Here is an 18,354-nt window from a genome sequence, read left to right as displayed (position 1 = left end):
CATGATGTTCCTGCGCGAATATCGCGACCGCGCCGAACGCCTTGCCGACCACTTGCCCTGGGCAGCGCTGGTGGCTCCCGGCGTCGTGCTCAACAAGGATGGCAGCTTCCTGCGGGTGCTGGCCTTTCGCGGCCCCGATCTTGAATCGGCAACACAGGCCGAACTGGTCGCCGCCTGTGCGCGGGCGAACAATGCCCTCAAGCGCCTCGGCAGTGGGTGGGCGCTTTTCTTCGAGGCCGAACGCCGTGAAAGCCATGCCTATCCCGATAGCGTCTTTCCCGACGCGGCGAGCTGGTTGGTCGAGCAGGAACGGAAGGCGGCATTCGAGGCGGAGGGCGTGCATTTCGAGAGCGGCTACCATCTGAGCCTCACCTGGCTTCCTCCAGCCGATACGACGGACCGGGCGGGACGCTCGCTCGTCGAGCGGCCCGATGGCGACAAGGCGCGTGACTGGCGCGGCACCCTGGAAAGCTTCGTCGCCAAGACCGACCGCCTGCTCGACCTGCTCTCAGGCTTCATGGACGAGGTACGGCCACTCGACGATAGCGAGATGCTGACCTTCCTCCACGGCACCATATCGGACCGCCGCCATGCCGTCGCTGTTCCCGAGACGCCGATGTATCTCGACGCGATCCTGGCCGACACGCCGCTGGTCGGCGGGCTGGAGCCCAGGCTCGGCGACCTTCACGTCCGCACGCTCACCATCCTGGGTTTCCCGAGCCTCAGCCGTCCCGCCATCCTCGACGCGCTCAACCATCAGAATTTTGGCTATCGCTGGGTCACGCGCTTCATCGCGCTCGACAAGGCGCTCGCGACCGACCCGGCGCTCCGGTTCGCCTGCTCGTGACCCGTGACCTGATCCTCGCGCCCTGGCGCGGCCTTGGAGGCTGACATGCCCGACCTAAAATTGGGGAAGCTACCCGACCGGACGCCGATCAAACTCGCCATCACGATCACGCCTGACCTTCAGGCCGCGCTCCAGGCCTATGCGTCGATCTACGCGCAGGCCTATGGGGTGGAAGAGCCCGTCGCCGATCTCATTCCCGCAATGCTGGCGGCGTTTCTCGAAAGCGACCGCGGGTTCGTGCGTGCCCGCGAAGCCCAAAGGAACAAGCAATGACCGTCGGAGCATCGGATCACGAACTGGAACCGCTGACGGTCCGCGTGGCGACAGCGGTGCAGATTACAGGCCTCAGTCGCTCCCGGATATACGAGATCATCAAGGCAGGCGAACTGGAAACTGTGAAAGTGGGCCGCGCCACGCTTGTCAAATATGCCAGCTTGAAGGCTCTCCTCAGCTAGTGCTTTAGGCCTCTCTGTCGATAGTGGCGTATGGCAAGCATAGCTTCCGGCATTCCGTCTGCAGGCATCGGCCAAAAGATCGGCCAAATTTACCTCAATTCCCTGATTAAGCCGTTTTATCACCTACTGTTTTTTCGCGGCGGTATCGGCCAATCATGCGCCTTCTGCATCTACTGCGGTGCCGAGGCTGGAGAAGCCGATGATGCAACAGATCCGGATTTGGAAGGTTCGGCTCATGCCCTACGCTCTCGCCCGGAAAGCCAGTCGCTTCTCAACGCCCGTCATGCGGCACCGCCAATGGCATAGGTCATCGCTTACGCCGAAATGGCGCGCAATATCGGCTACTGACTTTCCTGTACTGCGGTGATGATAAAGCGCGGCTTGAGGCAGTAAGAGTGCGCCTCCAAGCCAATCAGCTTCCTCTTCCTGCTCGTCTGAATAATCGGAGAGCAGCACCAAGCCTGCGGGCGAGACCTGCACGCTTGCGGGGGTATGATCCAAGATCGAGTGCGCGAGTTCGTGCATCAACGTTGACGCTTGACGACGTTTGCTTTGGGCAGAATTTAGTACGATCAGCAGCATTCCATCTTCTGCCAGCGTCATTCCAGACCAACTGTCCGGATCCCGCTCGAGAAGTTGGGCGGCATGCTGTGGAGGCAAGTCTAACTCGTTTGCCGCAAGGACGTACGCTCCTAGCGATTCGGCGTATGCCCATGGATCAAGTTTTTCGAGCGCGCCCAAACCCAGCGAAGCCCGAGCCGCCTCCGAAAGTCTCTCGGACTCGGCCTTAAACCCCCTACGCATCCCTATTGTTGCTGCAACGCCAGCCGAGCCTCTTTTGCCCGTTGTGCAGCCAAGATGAGTTCTGCCAACGATGCGGCGGTTTCCGGCGAGAAAGTCTTCTTCTTGCGAAAATGAACAACAGCGGCCTGTTTGGCTGGCTCCTCGTTCGTCTCAACGCCCAAAAAGATAGCCGGATCGACTGCTAGCCAACGACAAATCTTCGCGAAAGTCGCCAAGTCAGGCACGTTTCCGTTCTCTACCCTGGACAAGGTCGCCGAGCTTACCCCCGCTTCGGCAGCCGCCGACCTTATCCCACGGGAGCCCCGCTTCTTCGCGATCAGGCGCCCCAGATCCTGGATAGGAAGGGTTTCCATAAAATTCTCCAACAGCGCCCCTTGACTCTCAAGGACCGCCGGCGATAGTGTCTCACCTGTAAGACAAGTCGTCTCGTGATTGATACTGCCTTACACAAGAGACGGGGAATCACGCCGAGCCCTCTGAGTCAAGAGATAGTGCGGCCGGGCGCCCCTTCAACGTGCAGAAAGGCAGTAAACATGAGTGGTAAGAATCAGTACGTCGTGCGGAATGGAAACGGTTGGGGTGTCCGAGGCGAAGGCAACAGCCGCCTCACCGGCTCGTTCGACACGCAAGCGCAGGCGATTGAGCGCGGGCGCGAAATCGCTCAAAACCAGGGTGCCGAACTCCGCATTCAGGGCGCGAATGGTCAGTTCCGTGAGGCTTGGTCCTTTGGGAACGATCCGTATCCGCCGAAAGGCTGAACTGTTAGGCCGCTCCCGTCGGAGCGGCCCTTTTTTGGAGGCGCTGATGCGCAAATTGCCTAAGCTGAAGCCGCTCCGTCCGCTGAAGCCGCTTGATCGAATGCAGAACATGAAAACGCTGCGGCCGCTCGGAAAGACGAAGTGGGTAAGGGCGCACTGGCGCTACGACTATGCCCGTCATCAGTGGGAATGGGTTCTTGGACACTGGTCGAAATAGGAGATTTTCGATGGCGACGATCACTGGTTTCGACAAGTTGACTAAGACGCTTGACGAGGCATCCCGTGCATTCAAGGAACTTGACGGCACGATCACGGAGGTCCGTTTTGACCCGAACGATAGGGCCAGCATCGATGAAGCGATCAGGACGATGGAGAACGCGATCGATCAGAAAATGGATGCTTTCCGGAGCAATCCAATGGTGGCCCAACTGATCCGGCAAATGAAGGCCAGGTACCGGGATGGCATTCTCGCCCGCGCGGAAAGCGCTCGGACCTGTTCGAACTAAGCGGGAACGCTTCGTCTGATTTGTGAAACGATTAGTTGAAATGTAGGAATTTGCCTTCTATCTTGAGCGCAATCGAACCCGCCAGGCCTCTACCCGAAAGGGCATGCACACTTGGCGGGTCTTTTATTTTCAGCACCATAGAAGCTAAGTAGCTCGGTGACTCGCCCTTTCAATAAGCCCGCAACGACGATCGCTCAGCAGATAGCGCACCTGACAGCGCAAGGCATGGCAATCGCAGATGTTCCTCGTGCAGAGCATTGGCTGCGCCATGTCAGCTACTATCGCCTGAGCGCATATTGGCTCCCATTCGAAAAGCCCAAGGGTCAGCCCGGGCCAAGATTCCTGCCCGGTACCGACTTCGATACAGTTACCGCTCTTTACGAGTTTGACCGCCGCTTGAGACTGCTGCTGCTGAATGCGATTGAAAGAATTGAAGTCGCAGTTAGAGGAAGCTGGGCTTATGGGCTGGCACAGCATGGCGGTCCGCACGGCTATCTGGATGCTGCGCTCTACACCGACCGTCGCCAGTTCCACGACAATCTTTCACGCCTTGCGCGCGAGGTTGGTACGTCCCCCGAAACCTATATCGACCACTACCGGAAGACATATGATGATCCGGCAATGCCCCCGGTGTGGATGGTGGCTGAGATGATGTCTTTCGGCCAGCTATCCCGCTGGTATTCCTCTTTGGATGACAGGGCTCTACGGAATGTAATTGCCCAACCCTTGGGTTTACCTGAAGCGCTCCTCGTTCCCATTCTCAAACATCTCTCAATCGTACGGAACAGTTGCGCGCATCACGCTCGTCTGTGGAACCGCGGATTTTTGATCAGGCCGAAACTGCCTAACAAGCCCGCCGACCTAGCCGCAACCTTGGAACCACCGGCTGGAAATGGCCCTGCTATGCTTTACAATTCGCTGGTATTGATCGGCTTTCTTGCTGGAAAGGTGGATCCGTCTTCTACTTGGGTCGCCGATCTGAAGGCGCTGCTAGCGACCCATCCGACAGGTCACCTTGCGATGATGGGATTTCCGGCTGCGTGGGCTGGCCGTCCTTTATGGCCTTAAGGAAGGCGGCGTCGGCAGACATTCAACGCGATCTTCTACCTTAGCGCGATACCGGCGATTGGGCCTGCCGAAGCTATATGAAACTACAAATTCGATACCTCAGTTTTTACCGCGAATTTAAATCCGCGCATAAAGTCCTGGATGTGTCTGAGCCAGCTTGAGCCTCGCGGCGCGCACTACCTTGAGTCGAGGAACGGTCGCCTCCCAGGCTGCCAACGCCGCGACCAGATGCCCGGATCGTTGCAGAATTCGATCGGCCAATTCTACGACAACGAGATTGGGTGTAGCCTCAGGGCGGACTGCCAGCAGGCGATCGAGCGCTTCGCGCTCTGCGCCTGGACCAAGCCGGTCGGCAATTACAGCTAGTAGCGAAAGATCGTTCCGAACGTGCTGCGGAGGCGGTTTGCCGTTTCATACCGTCCGCGCATCTCCACCTTGCGCAGAACCTCCAGCAGTTCCGATGCAGTAAGATCTGCGATCGGCCGGTTGCCGATGAGCGGGTATGCCAGATCAAGCAGCCACCTCATCTTCTGAAGGGTCTTGGGCGCTCGGCCTTCGAGCTCCAAACGGCCGAACCATTCATCGGCGATAGCCTGAAAGGTTTCCTCCGCCTTGGCCCGCTGCTCGCGGATCTTCTCCTTGCGCACTTCGGTAGGGTCCCGGCCGTCGGCCAGCGCCTCCCGGGCTTCCGACCGCTTCTCCCGCGCCTTTGCGAGAGACACGTCGGGGTAGTTTCCGAAGGAGAGGGTCTTCTGGCGGCCAAGGAACCGATAGTTCATGCGCCACAGCCGGCCACCGGAGGGTGCTACCAGCAGATACAGCCCCAGACTATCAGCCAGTTTGTAGGCCTTATCCCTTGGTTTTGCGGCGTTTATTGCCGTGACGGTGAGCGCCATGATGGTATTTCCGTGAGGGTATTTTTCGGAATACCATCAAAATACCATCACCGAGGAGTGGCTGCCAGTGTACCCCCGGGGACGTACGGGGACGGCGGGTTAGTCAAAAACCCCCGTTTTCCGCCATTTCCTAGACGGTGCTGTATGCTGCTGGATGAGGAAAAAAGAACAAATGGTGCCCGGGGAAGGAACCGATAGTCATCTGATCGTGGAAGGCATCGCCGCCATGGCCCTGCTGATATCGGTGGTGCTTGGCGCGGACCAGATCCGCCATCTGATCGCCGCCTCCCGGGCGGACGAGGCTGCGGTGGCGGTTGCCCGTGGCGCGCTGGACGAGTTGGTCCAGCTACGGTTTGCCCAATGGCAACTGACCCCGGCAGAGGCCGATGTTGCATTGTTCGCCCTGAAAGGCTGCGACGTGGCCGAGATTGCCGCATTGCGCGGCGCGGCGGCGGGCACGGTCCGGGCGCAACTGGCGCGCATCTATGCCAAGGCTGGCGTCACATCACACACCGCGCTGCTGGCGCTGTTCGTAGACGAACTGATCGATACCTCGCTGCTGCAGGCAGCGGGGCCCGAGGGGGAAAACGAGGCATGAGGCCGCATACCGAACAGCACCTGGTATCCCGTATTGGCTGGTTACGCGCCGCCGTGCTGGGAGCGAACGATGGCATCGTGTCCACTGCCAGCCTAATCCTGGGCGTCGCTGCATCGGGCGCAGACCGCCCGGCAATCCTGGTGGCGGGCGTCGCCGGGCTGGTGGCAGGGGCCATGTCGATGGCGGCAGGCGAGTACGTCTCGGTCAGCTCGCAATCGGATACCGAGCAATCGGACATTGCGCGCGAAAAGGAGGAGCTGGCCAGCGGGCCCGAGGCCGAGCTGGCCGAACTGGCGGGGATTTACGAGAGCCGCGGCGTCGATCCGGAAACTGCCCGAAAGGTGGCCCGGCAGATGACAGCCTTCGATGCGCTGGGCAGCCATGCGCGCGACGAACTGCACATTACCGCCACAACCCAGGCCCGGCCGGTGCTGGCCGCCTTCACCTCTGCCGGCACCTTCACTGCCGGGGCCGCCCTGCCGCTGACGCTGGCGGCGCTGCTGCCGATAGGGCTGGTGGGGCTTGGGCAGGCTGTGGGCTCGATCCTGTTCCTCGCCCTGCTGGGGATGGTCGGGGCCAAGGCCGGCGGAGCCAAGCCACTGCGCCCGGTGGCCCGCGTAGTCTTCTGGGGTGCTTTGGCGATGGCGCTTACGGCCGCGATTGGCAGCCTGGTGGGGACGAGTGTGTGAATGATCGCGGAACGGCTGCGCCGGGACGAGAAGCGGACCGGCAGGTGTTGGAATGTCCCGCCGCAAAGCCAGCGTTCCTGCGGCGTGAACCGCTCCTCGGAGCCAGCCATTCGTTCACGTCGCTTCGCGACCCATCGACGACGGGAGTCATTGCCCTTGGCTTCGGCAAAATTTTTCTATTTTAGCCAAATATTTACTGGGCATATCTACGGACCTTTGCCCAAGTCCCAGCCCGCCAAGCTCCGTTAAAAGCATCGGCCCGGCTCAACGACCGGGGGGGCGTGGGAGAGGACAGAATTGATGATGCACAAAATCGGCCCCGAGCTGATCAAGCGAACGCCTATCACGCTATTGGCGCTCACCCGCCATCGCGTGGAACCGCACGAGGAGGACTGGTTCGCGCGCTGCCGGAGTGATTACCTTCGCTCATTCCCCTTCACCCTGCTCGAATTGGTTCGGCTCTCTGCTCTTCTCCTGCTTGTCGGTCGTTCGAGCAATCTGGCTTTTGTCTGCGCGGTGCTGGTAGGCTTTGCCCTTGTGATGGGTGTTCAGGCGTCGCTCAGGCACCGTGAGGCGAATCTCCAATGCAGTCAAACGCTGGCACTTCGCTATCGCAGGAACACCTTTTGTATCCGCGCCATCTGGTGGTGTGTGATGCTTGGCTGGTCAATCGTGATTGCGCCGCAAGATCAATTACAGGGGCTAACGGCGCTGGGTATCGCCATGATGGTGATCGACGGTATCAGCATTCTCGCGTTGCCGCATTTGGCGCTGGGCGCCGTGCTTTCGAGTGCTTGCGCCATTATTGCAGGATTGCTCAACCGCGAAGGAATGGCCGCGGCACCCGTTGCGGTCGCGATAGGACTTCTCGCCTCGTTCCTGCACTGGTCGATCTATAACCTTTTCTATCTGTTCGCCACACGGCGCATCCGCACGAAACGATTGGCGCAGTCGAACGAAACGATCCAGCTGCTCCTCAATCAATACGATGACGAGGGCAGCGACTGGCTTTATGAAATCGATGCGGAGGCACGCATTTCCAACCCGTCGCCGCGGTTTTGCGATGCCTGCGGAATCGATGCGGATCGGCTCGACGGCATGCCCTTGGCAGTCCTGTTCCATGAAGGCATCCATCGGCAGGAGCTCCAGGCAAAATTGAATTCGGGCGAGAGCTTCCGCGATCTAATTCTTCCGCTGAAAGTTCGTGGGGAGGAACGCTGGTGGTCGCTAAACGGACGCCCCATTGTCCAACTGCGCGGCAAAGCGGGCGGGTGGCGCGGGTTCATTGCCGATGTCAGCGACGCCAAGCAGGCGGAAGCCAAGATTTCCCACATGGCCCATTTCGACCTGTTGACCGGTTTGCCTAATCGCACCCTGTTCAATGCGACTCTGGAACGGGCCATGATACGTCTGTCGACCCGCCGATCGGCAGGCCTGCTGTTCGTGGATCTCGACCATTTCAAGGAGATCAACGACGGATATGGCCACGCGGCCGGCGATGCCCTGCTGGTTGAGGTGGGACGCCGACTCGAGCAGGCGGTTCGTCCCGGAGACCTGGTTGCCAGGCTAGGCGGTGATGAATTCGTAGTCCTCTTATCCGATCTGCCCTCTCGCGAAGAATGCCTCGAGGTGGCCCAGCGCCTGCTTGGGGAGTTTGAGAAGCCGATTGAGATCGACGGACAAGCCATGACGATCGGCGCGAGCATTGGCGCTGCCGTCGCCCCTGACGACGGGATGACGGCAGACGAACTTCTGCGCGCCGCCGATCTTGCCATGTATGAGACGAAGGTCGGCGGACGCAACGGCTTCTCCGTCTTCGACGCCAGCATGCGCGAACAGATGCAGGAAAGGCGAGATCTGGCGACCGGGCTGCGAAATGCGATCGGACGCAACGAACTGGAGCTTCACTACCAACCGCTTGTCGATCTACCCACCGGACAGACCGGGGGATATGAGGCGCTCGTGCGCTGGAACCATCCCGCCAAGGGAGTCCTGAATCCCGATGTTTTCATACCGATCGCCGAAGAGAGCACGCTTATCAACGAGTTGGGGGAATGGGTTATCCGCAACGCCCTCGCCGAAGCGGCCACGTGGCCGGATCATTTGACCATCGCCGTCAACGTCTCGCCGGCCCAAATGCGGGACAAGGGTTTTCTGAGGCTCGTCGCAAACGCGCTGGCCGCAAGCGGTGTGCAACCTCAACGGCTTGAGCTCGAAGTGACCGAAAGCCTGTTCATCCGCGACGAGGAAGAAGTTCTCAAGCTGCTTCAGAGTTTCCGGAGAATGGGCGTGCGGATCAGTCTCGATGATTTCGGAACAGGCTATTCCTCTTTGAAATACCTGCAAGCGTTCCCGTTCGACAAAATCAAGATCGACCGCAGTTTCGTGTCTGGACTACTTGACCGCGAAGACTGCCAAGCCATTGTGCAATCCGTCATCGCCTTGGCCAAAGACCTTGAGATCAGCACGACCGCCGAAGGTGTCGAGACCGATGACCAACTGGAAGCCTTGCGACAACGGGGTTGCGCCCAAGTGCAGGGTTTCCTTTTCAGCAAAGCGGTGCCTTCGCGAAACTTGCCCTTCAACCGGACAGAAGGGTCCGATGAACGAGATCTGGAATCCATCTTGGAATTGTCCGAAGGCAGCCTATCCCCAGTGCTCAAGACCTCCTCTCAACGCGGAACGAGATGATGGCGAGAACGAATGCCGGAAATCGCCGACTTCGGTGTTGCACGGGGCCCTTGCAGGAGTTGACGGGGCAGTCGTCAGAGCCCCGTCATGGTTCGTGCAAGGGCGCCGTAGCCGTAGATGAACGGGATGATCTCGGGCACCATACGCCAGGTTTCGGCGAAAGCGTGATTGGCGCACGGATCGCCGAGTAGCTGCGACCCGGGAATGCAGTCGATCTAGTGGATTCGAACTTCCCATCGACCCAGTCGCTAACCCTGATGCTCCCGTCTTCGAAGCAGGTCAGACACAACGAAATTGGCGGTCAATTTCCGGATGCCTGGCAAATTCGCCATCAGGCCGCTTTTGACGTGTTCGTACTCTCCAATGTTCTTGAGGCAAAGACGTAGCGAGTAGTTCATGTCGTTGGACAGCAGCAGGCACTCTTGCAGATTGGGCCAGTTCAATACGGCCTCTTCGAACCGCGCGCGATACCCTGGTTGGCGTCGATCGATTTCGATCTGGATGATGACATCGATGCCGACCTGTTGCTCGGCAGCCGGTTCGGGCAAGCTGGACAAGCCTTCGGCGCGCAGCGGTTTCGCCGCAGGTTGTGGCGTCTCGGCCTGGGTGTCCTGCACAACTTTGATGACCGTCAGGAGCCTCTCTTGCCCCTCCCGGTCGGGCCATAGGATCGATTGTCCCTCGCGCAGACCTACAAGGCCAGCGCCAATCAAAGTGAGTATGGAAATTCGCCCCTGAACGATATCGGCTTCGCGGGGATAGACCAATTGTACCCAGCGTGCAGTGCCATTCGCTTCGTCGCGATACTTCACTGTGGCACGCATGGTGACGACGTCTTTCGGGATGCGCTCGGCTTTCAAAACCTTGGCGCGCAGAATCTCCTCAAGCAGGAGCTTGCTGACGTCGGGCGCAAGCTTCTCCGCTGAGTAGGCAAGGCCCGAGAGCGCATCGGCTTCGACGTCTATCAAGTGAATTGGCGGCCGCTTTGCCGCCCCTGACTTTGGCATGGCTGTAACTTTCCGGTGGATGGCGTGGAGCAGCGCCGCTGTCGGGCGCCGTAGTTTCACCTTCACCCCGAGTTCGGGGTGCTATCCACCTGAACTCGGGGCTAAATGCCTGCGAGAAGCTGCCCCCCATGGCGGGCGTACCGGAAATGCCGAACGTCAAGAATCATGAGGTAAGGTTGCCGCAATCCGTGAGAGCAGTCAAATTGCGAGCCCGTGATCGGTCATGGGTTGGTCTTCACCGATCTCTCGCATCTGGCCAGCCACAGATCCAAATGCAGCCCCGCGAAACTCGATCAAGTGCGCGCTATGCTCGCCCCAAGGCGTAAGACCTCGATCCCGGCAATCCTGAACGGGTCGACATTTCCATGGCGGACGTTCGAGCGACCTTCGAACCCGCCTGATCCAATCAGGCACGTTGGCCCTCCAGCCATCCCAGACCCAGTCAGATTTGGATGTCCGATTCCCTCCGCAGGAAAATCGCTGTCGAACGGCAAGGGTGGGCGCACGTTTGCCGCTCATTATTCGAGGCAAGGCTCTCCGTTTCGGCGCGATTCTTCCTAAGCTGCTTCTGCGATCCGTTCTACCTTGAGCGCGCGTACGCCAGCTAGGTCATAGGCCGACTGCGTATCGGCCTTGATCCCGAATGCCCGTTCAGCAGAGTGCTGAGGGCTTGGCGCGAAAATCTCGTGAAAGTTCTCGGGTTTCATGCCCGCAAGCAACTCCTCGAGCGTGTAGTCCGGCTTCAGGACCGGCTTGATGATGAGCCGACCGCCCTCCTCGCGAATCTCGACTTCCTGACCGACATTCAGTGCGGCCGCGGCCGGGCATGATCGTCTTCCAAATGAGGGCGAAGGAACCCGGCCAGATTGTTTGACCGCGTGCGCACCGGCCAAAGGGACCAAAGCGGCGTTTCACTCTTCGGGCCCATCGCCCGCTATTTGCCCAGGTCGAGATAGTAGCGAGTTGATTTCAACGTGCCGGTCTGCCCCAATGCGCCCATACTGACCAACTGCTGCAAATCGCGGGTGGCGGTCGCACGAGAGGTGCCTGTGATGGTGATGTAATTGGCCGCACTCAGTCCCCCTGTGAAGCCATCCACCCCTTCGAGGAACATCCGGGCGATAACGCGGGCCTGCCGCTCGTTGAACCGGCCCCGGAAACGGTCGTAGAATTGCGTCTTGGTAATGAGAAAGTCGATCAGGGTAAGACTGTGCGTCTGAGCGTCCAGCACGGTTTCGGCGAAATAGGTCAGCCACGCAGTGATTTCGTTATGCTTGTTGGCGGCTTCCAGCGCATCGTAATAGGCGGCGCGCTTGCGCTGAATGACATGTGAAAGGGCAATTAGGCTTGGCTGGCCGATTGCCTGTGACAGCACCTTTTCGGCTAGCGCACGGGCCACACGACCGTTGCCGTCCTCGAACGGATGGATCGACACGAAATAAAGGTGAGCGATCCCGGCCCGGGTCAACCCTGGCAAGGGTTTTGGACCGTCGGGAGACGTGGCAGCGAACCATGACAGGAAACTCTGCATTTCCTGCGGCACGTCCTTCGAGTGCGGGGCCTCGAAATGAACTTTCGGCTTGTGGCTGAATCCCGAGACGACCTGCATGGCATCCGCGTGTTCGCGGTAGCTGCCGACAGCCTCGATGTCGTGGCGCCCGCTGACGACCATGCGGTGCCAGGCGAACAGCGTCTCATCCGTCAGCGGCTTGGCAAAGTCGCGATAGAGCCCGATCATCATTTCAGCGATGCCGCGCTCGGCCGGCGGGATGCGACGATCGCCGATCTCAAGACCGAACTGGCGGCGTAGCGAGCTTTGCACGCTGTCGCGATTGAGCACTTCACCTTCAATCTCGGAAGTTTTGAGCGCTTCGCCAGTCATGATGTCGATGGTGATGGCGGCACGGTCATCGTCGGCGAGGTGCTTTACCGACCCAATGAGAATGCCGGCTTGTTGCAGGAACTGGGCTTCAAGCGCCGCCAAAGGGGCGCTCTCCCAACGAAACTGAGGCCAGTCTGGCTGCTGCCAATTCCACTTCATGAGCTATAAATAGCCTCTTTATAACTCATTGGATACACTTTCCTGAGGCAAAAACCTTCGATTTCTGCCTCACCCAGCCATCACACGCTCTCTTGGATCCTTGTGGTTCTTCGCCACATGGGGAGCATGGGGTCTGTCGGCTCACCGGCCCCGCGCTGCTGGGTAAGGGAATGTCGCAGCCATAAGATGCACTGGGAGCCCGTGCCCGCGACCGGTCAGACGAAGAAACATGAAGAGTGGGGAGAGCGGGGGCAGGAAGATGCAGTGCCAATGTCCCGCCAAGGTCAAACCGGAGCCTCAACACCTGGCCGCTTGCCGCAGCCAGTCTGCAATCTTCGGAGCCCCGTGAGAGCGCCTTATTCCGGCTTGGAATTAAGCGCTTGCCGAACACCTTTGCGCACTCAAACTAACCAACCAGCCTGTAGCCGATGCCCGGTTCGTTGCGGATCAGGCGAGGGTCCGAAGGGTCGGCTTCCAGCTTCAGTCGCAAGGCGCGGATGACGACGCGCAGGTAGTCGACGCTTTCGATGTGCGCCTTGCCCCATACCTGTTCGAGGATCGCGGCGTGGGTAAGGATGCGTCCGGAGGCCTGCAGCAGGGCCTTGAGGACCGCGTACTCGCGCGGTGTCAGAGCAACCGGTGCGTCATTGCATCGCACTTCGTGGCGCGCCAGGTCCATGCTGACCGGGCCGAATTCGAGGCACGCGTCGTCGCCGGTCATCGCCGTTCCGGAACGGCGCAGGGCTGAGCGCAGGCGCGCCAGCAGTTCGTCGCTGTCGAATGGCTTGGTCACATAATCGTCTGCACCGAGGTCGAGTGCCGAGATCTTTTCGGCTGTCTCGTGGCGCGCCGTCAGCACGATGATCGGAATGGCGCAGCGTTGCCGGACCGCGGCGATAACCTCCAATCCGTCCCGGTCGGGCAGGCCCAGGTCGAGCAGGATGACATCGACATTGCCGCGATCGAGGGCGGCCAGCGCGCCGGCCGCGTTCGGGGCAGCGATGAAGTCGTGACCGGCGCGGGACAGGATTGCCTCGAGCAGGCGCCGGATTGCCGCTTCGTCGTCGACGATCAGGACCCTGCTCATTCTTCGGGCTCCGGTTGCCGGGGACTGACCTGCGCCAGCGAGAGACGGAAACAGGCGCCACCGGACGCGCTGTCCGACACGGTTATGGGGATCGCCATGGCCTCTGCAAAGCCCTTGACGATCGAGAGGCCCAGCCCACTGCCCTGCCCCCGGTCATCGACTTCAAGCCTGATGAACCGTTCGAAGATCCGCGCGCGGTCCGCTTCGGCGATCCCGCTACCGTCATCGCAGACCGCCAGCACCATGCGGGAACCTGCACATCGCGCCGAAAGCGTAACCGTGCCGAAGGCGTGCCGCCCCGCGTTGTCCAGCAAGTTGATCAGGCAATGGCGCAGCAGCACCGGATCCGCATGGACGAACGGGAGGTCGGGCGGGATATCGCGCACCAATGCGATCCGGCCCGGCAGGCGCACAGCCTCCACCGCCGCCCCGACGACATCGACGAGATCGACGCTTTCCATCCGCGGTACGACCGAGCCGTCTTCGATCCGCGCAGCGCCGAGCAGGTCCTCCAGCATCCGTTCCAGTCGCCGTGCCGCTTCAAGGGCCTCGTCGGCATCGGGTACGGTCTGACTGAGCGATACAAGACGTCCGGTTATGACTGCCAGCGGCGTGTGAAAATCATGCGCGAGCGAAGCAAGGAAGGTCCGCCTCAGCCGGTCGCCCTGGGCGAGGCGCTCGCGCTCGCGCGTCTCCTGCTCAAGCGCGGCCCGGTCCCGGGCCTGACCGAGCAGGGCGGCAATCTGCCCCAGATGGGACAGGTCGCTTGCGCTGCGCGTGACGCCGGTCGCGGGACGGGCAACGGCAAGGACATCAGGGTCCGTCCCGAGGTGCGGGCCAAGAGGTATGAATGTCCAGTCTGCAGCGGGCATGACTTGCGTGGCGTGGCCGGTCATGTCTGCGTTGTGCAAGGCCCATGATGCTGCGGCGAGGTCGAGCGCGGACAGGCCGGCATCGTTGCCTGACAAAAAATCTTCGTCGATCAGCAGAATGCGGTCATGGCGCCGTTCAAGCCAGCTGATGGCCTCGCCCAGCGCCGATGCGGCATCCTTTGCCGCCAGCAACGCCGAAAGCGCCGCCAGTTCCTCGCTGCAGGCGGCGCGGGCCAGCGCTTCTTCCTCGCGCGCCTTCAGCAATGTCGCAAGCCGGCTCGTCACCACGGCGACCACGACGAATACGAGAACGCTGATCACGTTGTCGAAGCCGTGGATCCGCAATGTGAAGCGCGGCGGAAGAAGGAAGAAATTGTAGGCGATCGCACCTGCAAAGGCGGCCAGCAGACCGGGCAGCAACCCGCCGCGCACTGCCGCGTAGAGCACGGGCAGAAGAAACATCAGCGCGGCCGAGGTAATGCCGATCTTCGGCAGCAGGGCGGCGGTCAGCCAGGCGATGGCCGCCACGCCGAACAGGGCAATCGCATAAGAGGCTATCGGGCGTTGCATACTGTCCAGTCCAGCTGCTCTCAGGTCACAATTCGATCTGACTTCCGAGTTCCACGACGCGATTGGCCGGAATGGCGAACCAGGCCGTAGGATCGGCAGCATTACGGTGCAGGAAGCGATAAAGCCACGTCATCCACCGCGGCAACATGGGATTGCTGGCGCGCCGGATGGCATTGCGCCCCACGAAGAACGAAGTCCCGCCTCGGCCCAGCAGCAGCCCTTCCCCGCGGGAGAGGTCGGTCGGCACGTCGACCTGATCCATGTAGCCATAATGCAGGACGACCCCGGTGAAGCGCTCGTTGATCCGTTCCAGCGCCAGTCGATCCGCAGGCGCCACGTAGGGGACGCCCTCGGTGACCACCTTGAGCAGCACGTTCGTTTCGTGCAGCGCCTTGTTGTGCTTGAGGTTGTGCAGTAGCGCCGAGGGGGCCACGTCGAGGTTCTCGGTCGGGAACACGGCCACGCCGGGAATGATCACTGGAGGGCGCTGCTCCAGCGCTGCGGCCAGCTGCTGCATCGAGGCGCCCTGTCTGGCGATCCGCAGGCGCATGACCTGCCGCCCCCTGAGCCAGGTCGCGATCACCGTTCCCATGGCGCCTGCAACGAGCAGCGGGACCCATCCGCCTTCCATGATCCGAAGCACATTGGCTCCCAGGAAAACGATGTCGAGGCCAAGGAACGGCGCAAGCAGGAGCGCGGTCCAGAACGGCTGCCAGTGCCATGCGCGCCAGGCAATGATGAAGGCAAGCAGGCTTGTTACGACCATGGTGCCGGTCACCGCGATTCCATAGGCCGTCGCCATCGCCGAACTGCTTTTGAACGCGAAGACGAGGACCATCACGCCGCCCAGAAGCAGCCAGTTCACCATGGGCATGTAGATCTGGCCCCTCTGCGATGCCGATGTCTGGCGGATGGTCATGCGCGGCAGCAGTCCCAGGGCAATCGCCTGATGCGTGAGCGAGTAGGCGCCCGTGATCACGGCCTGGCTGGCAATGATGGTCGCGAATGTCGCCAGGACGACAAGCGGCGCCCGCAGCGCATCGGGCGCCATCAGGAAGAACCAGTCCGCATTCTCGAACGGCCTGCCCGCGGCCTGCGCGTCGCCAAGGGCCTGCAGCGCCATGGCGCCCTGCCCCAGATAGTTCAGCGTCAGCGCCGGCCAGACGAAGCTCAGCCAACCCAGCTGGATCGGCCCGCGCCCGAAGTGGCCCATGTCGGCGATCAGCGCTTCGGCACCGGTCACGGTCAGGAACACCGCGCCGAGCACGAAGAGCCCGGGCATTCCGTGGTGCGTGAGAAAGCCGGTAGCCGCGAGCGGGTTGAAAGCGGCCAGAATCTGCGGCGCATCGAAGATATGGGTCAGGCCCAGGGCCGCCAGCGCAAGGAACCAGACACAGCACACCGGGCCGAACAGGCTGGCGACGCCGGCCGTCCCGCGCGACTGGAAGGCGAACAGCCCGAACAGGATCGCCATCGTCAGGCCCAGGATCATCGGCAGTTCCATGCCCTCAAGCCCCGGCACGGTCCTCAGACCTTCGACGGCGGCGAGAACGGACAGGGCCGGGGTGATGATCGCATCGCCGTAGAACAGCGCGGCCCCGGTCGCACCGAGGATGGTGACGATCAGCCAGCGCCCCCCGGTCGCGATCCGCGCCAGTGCCATGAGCGAAAGCACGCCGCCCTCGCCCTTGTTGTCCATCCGGCACAGAAAGAGCACGTATTTCAGCGTCACGACGATGATCAGCGCCCAGAGCGCCAGAGACAGCACTCCGATGATGTCACTGCTGCCGATCTCCTGTCCGCCGACATGGGCAAGCGCCTCGCGAAAGGCATAGAGCGGGCTCGTGCCGATATCGCCATAGACGACACCGATCGCGCCCAAGGTCAGGGCAGCGGTGGAGGCATGGGGCAAGGGAGATTTTTCGAGCATCTTGGTTTCCATTCGATCGTGGAAAGCAAGATCGCGCGCCGGGGCATTAAGGCGCCATGGGAAAGCCGCCGGCGCGCCATTAAAAATGCATAAACTCCGCCATCTAAGTCTGCCCCCGGTCGTGCCCCCGCGCGCCTGTGCGACTGAAGCCTACCCGCCACCGAAGCCAATCCGTGCAAATCCCAATATCGGTACGCCGGGGATGAAAATGACCATCGTCTTGTCCGGTTGCCCATGCGGGCTGGCGCCCGACCGGACTTCGATTATGTATGCCTGCCTCGTTCATATTCCGACGCCGTGGTCAGGCATTTTTGGCCTCTTCCACGAGCGAGTAGCCAGTGCTGCGTCCCCCGGCTGCATCTTTCTCCAGAATGCCCTTGCGAACCAGGTCGTTGATGTCGCGCAGAGCCGTGTCGGACGACGTCTTGGTCATCGCTGCCCACTTGGCATTGGTCAGCTTGCCCTCGAAGCCATCCAGAAGACGATTGATCACCTTGCGCTGCCGATCATTGAGCATCTGCCCTGCCATCGAGTCCCATAACCTCGCCTTGCGCATCACCCCAGCGAGGATCGTCTCAGCCCTGTCGAATGCACGATCGAGGCAGCCAATGAACCAGAGCAGCCAGGCCGTTATGTCCAGCCCGCCACTTTGCGTCGTTTCCAGCATGTCATAGTAAGCCTTCCGCTCCGCACGGATCTGAGCTGACATGCTGTAGAAGCGCTGTGCAGTGCCTTCCGCACGCGCCAACGCAAGATCTGCGATCGCACGCGCAATCCATCCGTTCCCGTCATCGAACGGATGGATTGTTACGAACCACAAGTACGCAACGCCAGCCTTCAAGACAGGGTCGAGCATTGCCGTCTCGAACCACGCGAGGAAACGGGACATTTCCCGATCCAGCAGGTTGGACGCAGGGGCCTGATAGTGAACCCGCGCACGACCGATCGGCCCTGAGACGACCTGCATGGGGCCACCTTCATCGCCCCGCCAAGCACCGACCGTAATGCGGCTCATCCCGCTTCGCCCGGTCGGGAACAAGACCGCATGCCAATCGAAAAGGCGCTCAGCTGTCAGAGGTCGAGCGTAGTTCTGGGTCGCATCCAGCATCATTTCCACGACGCCTTCGACATCGCGATCGGCTTCGACCAATCCACCGATCTCCATCCCGAGGCGGCGCGCAATGGATGAGCGCACTTGCTCCCTGTCGAGCACTTCCCCCTCGATCTCGCTGGATTTCAGCACATCCTCAGTCAACGCTTGGAGCACCGCTTCTTCGCGCAATGGAAATCCCAATGCTTCCATATGCCCGATCAATCGGCCTTGCCTGTGGCGGACAGCTGCCAGCGGCTGAAAGAGCTGCGGCTCATTCCAGATCAGGTTCGGCCAATCTGTCTGTTCGTGGATGCAGGGCACAATCACCGCTCCTTATGCGGTAAATACGTAAACGTCGACAGAACCCGGCCTTGTGCGGATCGGGGATGTTGTGAATTTCGCGGGGCAGATGGAGGCCTTGCGAATGGATATTAAGCAGTCA

At 60.9% G+C, this 18,354-nt stretch carries 18 protein-coding genes and 1 pseudogene; 9 read left to right on the top strand and 10 right to left on the bottom strand.

Annotated elements, in window-relative coordinates; genetic code table 11:
* Position 1: 1 nt before the first annotated feature.
* The 3 genes and pseudogenes from B5483_RS21955 to B5483_RS21945 form a co-directional block, all read left to right on the top strand.
* A pseudogene (locus tag B5483_RS21955) lies at positions 2-817 on the top strand (conjugal transfer protein TrbE); the annotation flags it as partial.
* Positions 818-892: 75 nt separating this feature from the next.
* Positions 893-1,120, top strand: coding sequence for a DUF2274 domain-containing protein (locus B5483_RS21950; protein ID WP_079732035.1), 228 nt, complete (start codon positions 893-895; stop codon positions 1,118-1,120).
* Entirely contained in the window at positions 1,117-1,302 is a 186-nt protein-coding gene (locus B5483_RS21945; protein ID WP_079732034.1) for a helix-turn-helix domain-containing protein, read from the top strand. The genes B5483_RS21950 and B5483_RS21945 overlap by 4 nt, the downstream gene beginning before the upstream one ends.
* Before the next feature lie 240 nt (positions 1,303-1,542).
* On the opposite strand, the gene B5483_RS23625 is transcribed toward B5483_RS21945, so the two are convergent.
* Positions 1,543-1,905 (bottom strand): ImmA/IrrE family metallo-endopeptidase, encoded by a 363-nt coding sequence (locus B5483_RS23625; protein WP_245829543.1) that lies wholly within the window; start codon positions 1,903-1,905, stop codon positions 1,543-1,545.
* 203 nt (positions 1,906-2,108) lie between these two features.
* Positions 2,109-2,459: a helix-turn-helix domain-containing protein gene (locus tag B5483_RS21935; protein WP_079732032.1), complete on the bottom strand. Its 351-nt coding sequence runs from the start codon at positions 2,457-2,459 to the stop codon at positions 2,109-2,111.
* A 180-nt stretch (positions 2,460-2,639) separates the two neighbouring features.
* Between B5483_RS21935 and B5483_RS21930 the strand changes: the two genes are divergently transcribed.
* From B5483_RS21930 to B5483_RS21920, 3 genes are all read left to right on the top strand, one after another.
* Entirely contained in the window at positions 2,640-2,864 is a 225-nt protein-coding gene (locus B5483_RS21930; protein ID WP_079732031.1) for a DUF2188 domain-containing protein, read from the top strand.
* A 227-nt stretch (positions 2,865-3,091) separates the two neighbouring features.
* Positions 3,092-3,370: a hypothetical protein gene (locus tag B5483_RS21925; protein ID WP_079732030.1), complete on the top strand. Its 279-nt coding sequence runs from the start codon at positions 3,092-3,094 to the stop codon at positions 3,368-3,370.
* A gap of 225 nt (positions 3,371-3,595) precedes the next feature.
* Positions 3,596-4,438, top strand: a complete 843-nt coding sequence (locus B5483_RS21920; RefSeq protein ID WP_245829542.1) for an Abi family protein — start codon at positions 3,596-3,598, stop codon at positions 4,436-4,438.
* 362 nt (positions 4,439-4,800) lie between these two features.
* Here the strand turns inward: B5483_RS21920 and B5483_RS21910 are convergent, their stop codons facing one another.
* The gene (locus tag B5483_RS21910) at positions 4,801-5,334 is read right to left on the bottom strand and encodes a tyrosine-type recombinase/integrase (protein ID WP_245829540.1); all 534 of its coding nucleotides are present in this window, start codon (positions 5,332-5,334) and stop codon (positions 4,801-4,803) included.
* Between the two features lie 154 nt (positions 5,335-5,488).
* Between B5483_RS21910 and B5483_RS21905 the strand changes: the two genes are divergently transcribed.
* The 3 genes from B5483_RS21905 to B5483_RS21895 all read left to right on the top strand — a co-directional run bounded on the left by B5483_RS21905 (position 5,489) and on the right by B5483_RS21895 (position 9,312).
* The gene (locus tag B5483_RS21905; RefSeq protein WP_079732027.1) at positions 5,489-5,932 is read left to right on the top strand and encodes a helix-turn-helix domain-containing protein; all 444 of its coding nucleotides are present in this window, start codon (positions 5,489-5,491) and stop codon (positions 5,930-5,932) included.
* A complete protein-coding gene (locus tag B5483_RS21900; protein WP_079732026.1) occupies positions 5,929-6,621 on the top strand; it encodes a VIT1/CCC1 transporter family protein in 693 nt (230 codons plus the stop codon). The genes B5483_RS21905 and B5483_RS21900 overlap by 4 nt, the downstream gene beginning before the upstream one ends.
* Positions 6,622-6,921: 300 nt before the next feature.
* Positions 6,922-9,312 carry a putative bifunctional diguanylate cyclase/phosphodiesterase gene (locus B5483_RS21895; RefSeq protein ID WP_079732025.1) on the top strand — a complete coding sequence of 797 codons (2,391 nt, stop codon included), beginning with the start codon at positions 6,922-6,924 and terminating at the stop codon, positions 9,310-9,312.
* Between the two features lie 248 nt (positions 9,313-9,560).
* On the opposite strand, the gene rnk is transcribed toward B5483_RS21895, so the two are convergent.
* The 7 genes from rnk to B5483_RS21850 all read right to left on the bottom strand — a co-directional run bounded on the left by rnk (position 9,561) and on the right by B5483_RS21850 (position 18,239).
* Entirely contained in the window at positions 9,561-10,319 is a 759-nt protein-coding gene (rnk, locus tag B5483_RS23745) for a nucleoside diphosphate kinase regulator (protein ID WP_079732023.1), read from the bottom strand.
* Between the two features lie 557 nt (positions 10,320-10,876).
* The gene (locus B5483_RS23610) at positions 10,877-11,212 is read right to left on the bottom strand and encodes an AbrB/MazE/SpoVT family DNA-binding domain-containing protein (protein ID WP_245829538.1); all 336 of its coding nucleotides are present in this window, start codon (positions 11,210-11,212) and stop codon (positions 10,877-10,879) included.
* Positions 11,213-11,253: 41 nt separating this feature from the next.
* Entirely contained in the window at positions 11,254-12,360 is a 1,107-nt protein-coding gene (locus B5483_RS21870) for a Fic family protein (protein WP_079732021.1), read from the bottom strand.
* 406 nt (positions 12,361-12,766) lie between these two features.
* Positions 12,767-13,447, bottom strand: a complete 681-nt coding sequence (locus tag B5483_RS21865; protein WP_079732020.1) for a response regulator transcription factor — start codon at positions 13,445-13,447, stop codon at positions 12,767-12,769.
* Positions 13,444-14,889, bottom strand: coding sequence for a sensor histidine kinase (locus tag B5483_RS21860; protein WP_079732019.1), 1,446 nt, complete (start codon positions 14,887-14,889; stop codon positions 13,444-13,446). The genes B5483_RS21865 and B5483_RS21860 overlap by 4 nt, the downstream gene beginning before the upstream one ends.
* Before the next feature lie 25 nt (positions 14,890-14,914).
* A complete protein-coding gene (locus B5483_RS21855) occupies positions 14,915-16,831 on the bottom strand; it encodes a potassium transporter Kup (RefSeq protein ID WP_245829536.1) in 1,917 nt (638 codons plus the stop codon).
* Between the two features lie 289 nt (positions 16,832-17,120).
* Positions 17,121-18,239 (bottom strand): Fic family protein, encoded by a 1,119-nt coding sequence (locus B5483_RS21850; protein WP_245829534.1) that lies wholly within the window; start codon positions 18,237-18,239, stop codon positions 17,121-17,123.
* Positions 18,240-18,354: the final 115 nt, after the last annotated feature.

It is taken from the genome of Novosphingobium mathurense (genome assembly GCF_900168325.1).
Lineage (GTDB): Bacteria > Pseudomonadota > Alphaproteobacteria > Sphingomonadales > Sphingomonadaceae > Novosphingobium > Novosphingobium mathurense.
Note: the sequence above shows the minus strand (reverse complement) of the source record. Positions and strands in the feature narration are given on the sequence as shown.